5 protein-coding genes are annotated in these 3705 nt (G+C 42.3%); all 5 read left to right on the forward strand.

Annotated elements, in window-relative coordinates; translation table 11 throughout:
• Positions 1–432, forward strand: a 432-nt coding sequence (locus AC1DSB_RS16085) for a lmo0954 family membrane protein (protein WP_477587103.1), incomplete at its 5' end; no start/stop codon positions are given.
• A 12-nt stretch (positions 433–444) separates the two neighbouring features.
• Entirely contained in the window at positions 445–1092 is a 648-nt protein-coding gene (locus tag AC1DSB_RS16090; RefSeq protein WP_477530787.1) for a PspA/IM30 family protein, read from the forward strand.
• A gap of 113 nt (positions 1093–1205) precedes the next feature.
• A complete protein-coding gene (gene liaF, locus AC1DSB_RS16095) occupies positions 1206–1907 on the forward strand; it encodes a cell wall-active antibiotics response protein LiaF (RefSeq protein WP_477530786.1) in 702 nt (233 codons plus the stop codon).
• The gene (locus tag AC1DSB_RS16100) at positions 1904–2953 is read left to right on the forward strand and encodes a sensor histidine kinase (RefSeq protein WP_477587104.1); all 1050 of its coding nucleotides are present in this window, start codon (positions 1904–1906) and stop codon (positions 2951–2953) included. Before liaF ends, AC1DSB_RS16100 begins: the two co-directional genes overlap by 4 nt.
• Positions 2928–3566, forward strand: coding sequence for a response regulator transcription factor (locus tag AC1DSB_RS16105; RefSeq protein WP_016428406.1), 639 nt, complete (start codon positions 2928–2930; stop codon positions 3564–3566). Before AC1DSB_RS16100 ends, AC1DSB_RS16105 begins: the two co-directional genes overlap by 26 nt.
• Positions 3567–3705: the final 139 nt, after the last annotated feature.

A 3705-nucleotide genomic window follows, 5' to 3' on the forward strand; every position in this document is an offset into this window, starting at 1 on the left:
TTCTTTCTAAGCCCGTTTGGTGATTCATGGCGAGTTGGTACGATTAACTTACAATTTGAAAGGAGAGACAAACACATGAAAAAATTTGGATTAATCGTAGTTGGGGTAATCGCAGGTATTGTGGCGCTTGTCAATTTAGGACCACTTTTAGGTCTTGCATTATCCGCGTTGCTTGTATTCGCAGGGATGCATTTTTATTTAAAAGGAGGATCTAAGCTGGCTAAAATTTCATGGATAGCGGTCGGAATTATTGGGCTACTGACAGCCGTTGCGAATGTGCYCGGTTTCTTCGGAATTCTGGCGATTGCTGGATTATGGTATGTCATTCGTGAATGGAAACAACAACCGATTACCTTCTCAGCGCCAATGACTGCAACATCTTCAGACCCTTTTATCAACTTTGAAAAACAATGGAACGAACTAAACAAATAGGAGGAAAAACACATGACAACATTATGGAAACGATTCAAGTATGCATTCGAAGCAGATCTGCACAACGTATTTGACAAAAAGGAACAGAAAAATCCCATCGCCATGTTAAATCAATATATTCGTGAAGCAGAAAAACAAACAGAACAAACGGGTCGATGGATTGAACGCCAAGCGCAATTAAAAGCAGAACTTGAAAAAGAACTACAAGAGACTACAGAAATGCTGGCAAAACGCTCTTCCCAATTAGAGCTTGCCCAACAAACAAATGAAGGTGAATTAATTGATTTTGCAAAAGCAGAAGTTACAGCCTATACGAACCGAAAAGACGTATTACAAGCAAGTATTTCTCGGACAATTGAGGAATTATTTGGGCTTGAGCAAAAGTTTGAAGAAATGAAACACAAACTGAAAGATATGAAAGTTCGCCAGTTACAGTTAATGGGTAAAGAAAATGTCACTCGTGCCCATCAYCAAATGGACCGCGTCCTTCAACCTGAAGCTGCAAAGAACGGTGAAAAAAGGTTATTGGCCTTTGATGAAATGGAACAGTACATCGAACGACTGGGTCAACGCATTGAAAAACAGCATGATGTATCATCCATGGAACGCAGATTGGAAATGCTAGAAAAAAAAGAACAACCTCAATCTGAAATTGTGTAAAATAAAGTAAAGAATTGGAGAAGGCGCCTGTCCTTCTCCTTTTAATGCATATAATACCTCCTTCGATTTACTTGTGGGAGAGGCTAAGCTGTTACGAAAAAGGAGGAATAGCTTTGCAACGTTTTTCAACTGAACGCATTACATTTTGGCTATTGGCTGCCTTGCTTCTTATATTTATCGAGGCGATGTTCTTCCACAATGGAAGTGTGTTATTCGTTCTTTTTGGTATCGGGTTAATTTATATTAGTTTACGCAGAAGAAGCCGCTTATTTTTCTGGGGTGGTATCGCTTTTTTGGGAATCGCCTTGCTTTCCATGTGGAGTTTACGCTTATTAATTGCCGCAACCATGGTGTATATTTTAGTGCGACTTTGGAAGGGTGATGAAACTCAACAAGTCATTGAGCCATTCCTCAGTGATCTAGAAACATCGAACGCAATCATTCAGAACAAACTCTTTTCAGTTCAATCTACACCTTTCCAGGCATATGAATGGCAGGATGTTCACATTCAAGGTATTTACGGGAACATCACAATTGATACGACCCAAACTGTGTTACCAAAAGGTACTTCACTAGTTTCCGTTCGACAAGGTATTGGAAAAATCAGTGTGGCCGTTCCTTATGAAATCCCTGTGCGAATCCATTACACAACACTACTCGGAGACGCTCGACTTTTTGGTTCCAGTAAAAGACGTTTATGGAATCAATCGATTGTCCTTCAAGATGGCTATGCAGAAGCTCAAGGTAACGCAACGTCTGAATTGGTCATCGCTGTATCGACTTGGCTTGGAGATGTAGAGGTGACTCGCAAATGAGTGGATTCATCGGACGCACTTTACTCTTATTTTTAATTCTTATCGCATTCGTTGTGGGGTTATTAACGTATATTTTAGGATGGCCTTCATACGGAACATGGTTTCCTTTGTGGTCAGTAGAAGAAGGGGATTTACCTATTTCCATATGGATGGCAATTTTACTGTTCAGCATCAGCATAGGCACCACTTTCTCCAGCACGCAGGTGGCAAGAAAAAGAGAACGAGCGATCGACAACTATTTACAGGTCGTCACGAATACTGATCAACAAAATGATGGATTGGCTGCTCCAAAAGTTTCCCCCAAGTTAACTAAGACTTTGAGTGATGTGACAACGCTGATTGCTACGCAAAAAAGAAGTTTGCAACGAATGTCAGACRAACGGGCAGAAGGCGAAGACAAGCGAATTCAGGAACGCATCATTCAGGAACGCCAGCGGTTAGCACGGGAACTTCACGATTCTGTTTCCCAACAATTATTCGCTGCATCCATGCTATTATCGTCAATTACGGAACAGCAGGAAAACGACGTTCCCAAACCACTGGCACAAGCTGAAAAAATGGTCCAGCAAGCACAGCTTGAAATGCGTGCCCTTTTGCTCCATTTGCGTCCTGCAGCGCTTCATAATAAATCATTGGCTCATGGTCTGGAAGAATTACTGTTTGAATTGCAACAAAAGGTGCACCTCACCATCCGCTTCCGACTTGAGGATATCTCCCTTTCCAAAGGTGCGGAAGACCACTTATTCCGCATTGCACAAGAAACGCTATCCAATACCTTGCGCCATGCAAACGCCACTGAAGTCGGCATTCTCTTTGTGGAGAGAGATGGCCTTGCTATATTCCGTGTACAGGATAACGGAATTGGATTTATGAATGATGAAGGCAAAACAGGTTCATACGGGTTGCATCATATTCAAGAACGGGCAGTTGAAATGGGTGGAACAAGCAAGGTTGTTTCAATCCCATCACAAGGAACGATAGTGGAAGTAAAAGTCCCAGTTGAGAAAGGATTGGAAACAGATGATACGAATCGTACTCGTGGATGATCATGAAATGGTCCGAATAGGCGTGTCCGCATACTTACAGGCACAATCGGATATGGACGTAATCGGCGAAGCTGTCAATGGTAAGGAAGCTGTTGATCTGGTACTGTCCCTGCGTCCGGATATCGTGCTGATGGATATGGTCATGCCCATCATGAATGGCGCAGAAGCCACGAAAGAAATAATTGCCCAATGGCCACAAGCGAAAATCATGATTGTCACGAGTTTCCTTGATGATGATAAAGTGTACCCAGCTCTTGAAGCAGGTGCTGTCAGTTATGTAATGAAGACATCCAAAGCAAAACAAATCGCCGATGCCATTCGCGATACATTGTCTGGTCAGGCGGTTTTAGAGCCTGAAGTCACAAACAAAATGATGAAACGAATGCGTCAAGGGCAAAGTCGTCCGCTACACGATGAGTTGACTGATCGCGAACACGAAATCCTGTTATTAATGGCTAAAGGCCGCAGCAATCAAGACATTGCAGATGAATTGTTTATAGCCTTGAAAACCGTTAAAACACATGTCAGCAATATTCTTTCCAAGCTCGAGGTGCAAGATCGCACCCAAGCAGTCGTCTATGCGTTTCAGCAAGATCTAGTTCCAAAAAATTAAAACAACCTTCCAGTTGGAAGGTTGTTTTTTATTTGCGAGAGATGTTTTCACGATTTCGCGGGCTGATATCTGGCCACATTTTTTTGGTGATATCTCCATTTCGCGAGTCGTTATCGAGATTTCACGATGGTTTATCTAC

The sequence above is a fragment of the Paenisporosarcina sp. P4_E4_2 genome (assembly GCF_056401595.1).

Bases quoted from the DNA above. Each gene is read 5' to 3' on its own strand.
- AC1DSB_RS16105 (WP_016428406.1), top strand. From the start codon at position 2,928: ATGATACGAATCGTACTCGTGGATGATCATGAAATGGTCCGAATAGGC.